A 5034-nucleotide genomic window follows, 5' to 3' on the forward strand; every position below is an offset into this window, starting at 1 on the left:
GCCCCTGTTGGCCGGCCCCTGTTGGCCGGTTCCCTGTTGGCGGTCCCCAGCCCTGTCCCGACCAACCGGCCTGACAGGGTTCTGGCCTTCTTTCTCATCTTCCGTGCGGCCGGCGGGGCGACATGTCCGGCCCCGCTTCAGGGCGGGCACGCTGGGCTGGACTGCGCCTCTTGTCGGGATCGGGGTGGATCAGGGCACTGTCGCATCCCGCATCTTGTGGCATAAGGGGGCCAACCCCCACGCCCCTGGAACCCGGCCGCCTGTCATGATTCGCCTTGAGAATATCAGCAAACACAATGGTCACCGCATCCTTTTCCTGGAATCCTCCGCGGCGCTGAACCGGGGGGAGAAGGTGGGGCTGGTCGGGCCCAACGGGGCCGGCAAGACCACCTTGTTCCGGATGATCACGGGCGAGGAGCCGCCGGACACGGGCCAGGTGTCGGTGGAGAAACAGGTTTCCATCGGTTATTTCAGCCAGGATGTCGGCGAGATGTCCGGCCGCAGCGCGGTGCAGGAGGTGATGGACGGTGCCGGACCGGTCAGCACGGTCGCCAAGGAGTTGGCGAGCCTGGAAGAGGCCATGGCCGATCCCGGCCAGGCCGACCGCATGGATGCGATCATCGAGCGTTATGGCGAGGTGCAGGCGCGCTTCGATGAGCTGGGCGGCTATGAGCTGGAGGGCCGGGCGCGGGAGGTGCTGGCCGGCCTCAGCTTCAGCCAGGAAATGATGGACAAGGATGTCGGTGCGCTGTCGGGTGGCTGGAAGATGCGCGTGGCGCTGGGCCGCATCCTGCTGATGAAGCCCGACGCCATGCTGCTGGACGAGCCCAGCAACCATCTGGACATTGAAAGCCTGATCTGGCTGGAAGGGTTCCTGAAGGGCTATGACGGTGCCTTGCTGATGACCTCTCACGACCGGGAATTCATGAACCGGATCGTCAACAAGATCATCGAGATCGATGGCGGATCGCTGACCAGCTATTCCGGTGACTATGCCTTCTATGAACAGCAGCGGGCGCTGAACGAGCGGCAGCAGCAGGCGCAGTTTGAACGCCAGCAGGCCATGCTGGCCAAGGAGATCAAGTTCATCGAGCGGTTCAAGGCAAGGGCCTCGCACGCCGCCCAAGTGCAAAGCCGCGTCAAGAAACTGGACAAGATCGACCGGGTCGAACCGCCGAAGCGCCGCCAGACCGTCATGTTCGACTTCCCGCCGGCCCCGCGCTCGGGCGAGGATGTCGCGGTGCTGCGCAATGTGTACAAGGGCTATGGCAGCCGGACCATCTATCAGGGCTTTGATTTCACCATACGCCGGAAGGAGCGCTGGTGCGTCATGGGTGTCAATGGTGCCGGCAAGTCGACGCTGCTGAAGCTGGTGGCGGGTGCCGCACAGCCCGACACCGGCACCGTCAATGTCGGCGCCAGCGTGAAGATGGGCTATTTCTCCCAGCACGCGATGGAATTGCTGGACGGCGAACAGACCGTGTTCGAGGCGCTGGAGAGCGCCTTCCCGCAGGCTGGCCAGGGGTCGCTGCGGGCGCTGGCCGGCTGTTTCGGCTTTTCCGGCGATGATGTGGAAAAACGCTGCCGTGTCCTGTCCGGCGGGGAAAAGGCGCGGCTGGTCATGGCGATCATGCTGTATAACCCGCCGAATTTCCTGGTGCTGGATGAGCCGACCAACCATCTCGACCTCGACACCAAGCAAATGCTGATCACCGCATTGGCCGCCTATGAGGGGACCATGCTGTTCGTGTCGCACGACCGGCACTTCCTGGCGGCACTTTCCAACCGGGTGCTGGAACTGACGCCGGACGGCATCCATCAATATGGCGGCGGCTATACGGAATATGTGGCCAGCACGGGGCAGGAAGCGCCCGGCCTGCACGGCTGACCCGGTTCATGCCAGAAGGTCGGTTTTATCGACGGGACAGGCCCGGGCGTTGCCTGTCCCACAGGGGCACCCCCGTCACAGGCGCCAAACGAGAGCGGTGCTGGCGGGCACCGCGCTAGGCACATATCGCCAACAATTTTCCATCGGTTTGACTTTTGGGAGAAAATTGGCGGACCCGAATGGATTCGAACCATCGGCCTCTGCCTTCGGAGCGCCGAGGCGTTTGGCGCAAAAATGCCCAATCATCAAGGTTTCTGAGGGGTTCAGCTTAGCGAACTGCGCTGATTTTGGCGTCTTGTGACGGGGGTTTGAGCGATGATTGAGCGATGATACATCCATTGCAGGGCCTACCGGCCCTACCCCTGAAGATCGCGTCCAACACCTCTCGTCCTCCAGCAACGACATCACCCCACCGACAAACGCTGTCGTGCCGAATACCGGCTGGCTGATATGGACATTGCGGAACCGACCGCGTGGGCCCAAATTATGACCTCTGCCGCGGTGGCGAGCCACGGTACGAACGTAGGACGAGTTGGAGTGCTAAGCATGTCGACACTGGATTTCAGCCATCTTACCACCGAGCAGCGGCTCGACCTGATTGCAGACCTCTGCGACAGCATCGACCATGACGCGGTACCGCTCACCAACGCCCAGGCCGCTGAGTTGGACCGGCGGCTGGCCATGTTGGATGCGGAGCCGGGCGAGGGCCGCGACGCTTTCGAGGCGCTGGCCGATCTTCGCCGTCGCCACGCGTGATGCGCGTCCGTCTGACGTCTGCCGCCGAGGCCGAACTGGACGACGCGGTGGCGTGGTACGGCGGCATCCGCGAGGGTCTGGCCGCCCGCTTCCTTGACGAGTTTGAGCGTCTGCTGGAGCGCCTGCGCGACAATCCTCACCAGTTTCCCTGTGTCCGTCGGGACATCCGCCGCGTCGGATTTCGCCGCTTCCCCTATGGTCTGGTTTTCCGCATCCTCCCAGGCGAGGTGGAGATCGTCGCCTGTTTCCATGACCGCCGCGACCCACACCAGTGGCAGCAGCGCACATGACGGCACAATCCTTTGGCTACAGAATTACGCAAATCTCATATCATTACCCTAAAGGCTGGGGGGTAATTAATGGGGGCGCCTCATCCGCCCACCCTGTCCCAGAGCGTTCCGCACTCTGTCATGCCGTCCATCGTTGTGGGCATAGACCCTCTCGGCCGTCTCCATGGTGACATCGACCCATTGACAAGCGTCGAACAGCGGCACGCCAGCTTGCGCCAGATGACTGATACAGGTGTGCCGGAGTATGTGGGGGGTGACGATTTCGGGGGCCAAGCCGGCCGCCCTTGCTGCTGAGGCGAACGACCGTTTAACGTCGCGGATGGGCCGGTTATGAGGTCCGTACTCGAACAGATGCGTGCGGGTTCGCCGGCGGGCATGGCGCAAAAACCGGAGAAGCCGATCGGGAATCTCCAGTCGCCCACGGCGCTTTGCCGTTTCTACCCGACCCGTGGGACGGAAATCGATCACGCCCTTTTCGAGATCGACATGTCCGCCTTCGGAATTTGGTGCCCATTGCAGCGTCAGGATCGCCTCTTTCCGGCGTCCCGTGTAGTAGGCGAGGAGAATGAAGAGCGCGAGGTGCCGGCCCGACCTCGCATCTTTCCGCGCCGCCCGGATCAGACGTGCTACCTCTTGACGCGAAAGATAGGCCTCCCGTGGGGCAGATGCGGGTGGACGCCAGACGGTCGGCGCTTCGAGCAGATGGCCTTCCCGCTGACAGTAAGCCAAGGCAGCGGCAAGTGTGGACAACTCGCGCCTGACCGTTGCTGGGGATACAGCCACCGACCGATAGCGGGCAGGATGGGACTCCGGGATACGCTCCCGTTTCTTGCGGGTCTCAAGATATCTGCGACATGTCTCCCCGCGCACCTCAGATACCAGGATATCAGCCCAGAACGGCAACAATGCCTGGATTGCCCATCCGATCCTCTGCGGGTCGGCAGTGGTTGTCGCATGTTGCTCTGCGTAGATGGTCAGTACCTGACCACAGGTCACCGCGTCTGATCGCTTCCCCCTGACGGCCGCCATCTCGTTCTCCACCGCGGTCGCGGCCCGCTGGAGGATGAACTTGGCCAGGGCCAACTCGGCCCCCGCCTTATCCTCCATCGTGCAGCCGGTGGAGATATCGCGCTTCCCTTTCACTGGATCCTGGAAACGGATGTACCAACGATGCGCCGTCGACCCGGTCGTACATATCGGTACGAGCCGCGGTCCCATCACGCCCTTACGCGGGTGATTGGTCCGGTGAGCCATCCTTGGATCACTGCGCCTTACGCTTCGTCAACGCATTGGCGACAGCGCTCAGCTTCGTCACGGATGAATGGCAAGGCGGCCAATCCTGCCCAGTGTTCTTCCGGGCATGATTATCAGGCTGTCGGGCTGTTTGAAGAAAAGCGGTCAGATCATCATGCGTGACGAATATCCTGCCGGCAATACGGGTAGGTCGCAACCGACCCGCTGCCACCTCTGCACGCAGGGATCTGGCCGACACCAGCCCGTCAGGGCGAATCATCAACGCTGCTTCTTCAAGGGTATAAAGCATTTCATGACACCCGGAACCTTTGCACCTACTTAGGCAAATGCTCCGGTCCAGTCATGGTGATCAGTCCTGATCGAATAGCGCTAAATGCATAACTGCATTGCATTGTTGCAAACCTGAAAGTGCCTAGCGGCTGGCTCCTAAAGCGTAAGCATCCGGCGTAGACCCAATTTTCCAATTCCATGGCAGGAGGTCGGCGATGGCCTTTGAGGGATGATCGTGGCTGTGGGTGAGGGTGTCGGCGAGCCAGGCTTGGGGATCGAAGTCATTGAGGTTTGCCGTCTCGATGAGGGTGTAGATGGCGGTGGCCCTATCGTCATCGGCATCAGAGTCGCAGATTGTCCAATTCCGGCGCCCGACGGCGATGCCGCGCAGGGCGCGTTCGGCGGCGTTGTTCGACAGGCATATGCGTCCGTCCTCCAAGAACCGGGTTATGGCGCACCAACTGTTCATGGCGGAGTCCATGGCCTTGGCAGGATCCGACATGGGCGACAGACTGGCTCGTGCGTGACGCTGCCGTTGCTCCAGATCGTCGATCAGGGGGCGGCTTTTCTCATACC

Annotated in this window: 6 protein-coding genes; 3 read left to right on the forward strand and 3 right to left on the reverse strand. The window is 62.0% G+C overall.

The annotated features are described in order from the left end of the window. Window positions 1–265: 265 nt before the first annotated feature. From ACM9LZ_RS25530 to ACM9LZ_RS25540, 3 genes are all read left to right on the forward strand, one after another. Window positions 266–1888 carry an ABC-F family ATP-binding cassette domain-containing protein gene (locus ACM9LZ_RS25530; protein WP_416622317.1) on the forward strand — a complete coding sequence of 541 codons (1623 nt, stop codon included), beginning with the start codon at window positions 266–268 and terminating at the stop codon, window positions 1886–1888. 546 nt (window positions 1889–2434) lie between these two features. Continuing rightward, the gene (locus ACM9LZ_RS25535) at window positions 2435–2644 is read left to right on the forward strand and encodes an addiction module protein (protein ID WP_416622318.1); all 210 of its coding nucleotides are present in this window, start codon (window positions 2435–2437) and stop codon (window positions 2642–2644) included. Beyond that, window positions 2644–2934: a type II toxin-antitoxin system RelE/ParE family toxin gene (locus tag ACM9LZ_RS25540; protein WP_416622319.1), complete on the forward strand. Its 291-nt coding sequence runs from the start codon at window positions 2644–2646 to the stop codon at window positions 2932–2934. Before ACM9LZ_RS25535 ends, ACM9LZ_RS25540 begins: the two co-directional genes overlap by 1 nt. A gap of 66 nt (window positions 2935–3000) precedes the next feature. On the opposite strand, the gene ACM9LZ_RS25545 is transcribed toward ACM9LZ_RS25540, so the two are convergent. The 3 genes from ACM9LZ_RS25545 to ACM9LZ_RS25555 all read right to left on the reverse strand — a co-directional run. Beyond that, window positions 3001–4077: a tyrosine-type recombinase/integrase gene (locus ACM9LZ_RS25545; RefSeq protein WP_416622320.1), complete on the reverse strand. Its 1077-nt coding sequence runs from the start codon at window positions 4075–4077 to the stop codon at window positions 3001–3003. Between the two features lie 118 nt (window positions 4078–4195). Further along, window positions 4196–4477, reverse strand: coding sequence for a helix-turn-helix domain-containing protein (locus tag ACM9LZ_RS25550; protein WP_416622321.1), 282 nt, complete (start codon window positions 4475–4477; stop codon window positions 4196–4198). 123 nt (window positions 4478–4600) lie between these two features. Continuing rightward, window positions 4601–5034, reverse strand: a 434-nt coding sequence (locus ACM9LZ_RS25555; protein ID WP_416622322.1) for an IS66 family transposase, incomplete at its 5' end; no start/stop codon positions are given.

Origin of the sequence: Niveispirillum fermenti (genome assembly GCF_048066175.1) — a bacterium.
Classification (GTDB): domain Bacteria; phylum Pseudomonadota; class Alphaproteobacteria; order Azospirillales; family Azospirillaceae; genus Niveispirillum; species Niveispirillum fermenti.

Excerpts from the sequence above, each read along its gene's own strand:
- ACM9LZ_RS25535 (WP_416622318.1), top strand. The coding sequence starts at position 2,435 with ATGTCGACACTGGATTTCAGCCATCTTACCACCGAGCAGCGGCTCGAC.
- ACM9LZ_RS25530 (WP_416622317.1), top strand. The coding sequence starts at position 266 with ATGATTCGCCTTGAGAATATCAGCAAACACAATGGTCACCGCATCCTT.
- ACM9LZ_RS25550 (WP_416622321.1), bottom strand. The coding sequence starts at position 4,477 with ATGCTTTATACCCTTGAAGAAGCAGCGTTGATGATTCGCCCTGACGGG.
- ACM9LZ_RS25540 (WP_416622319.1), top strand. The coding sequence starts at position 2,644 with ATGCGCGTCCGTCTGACGTCTGCCGCCGAGGCCGAACTGGACGACGCG.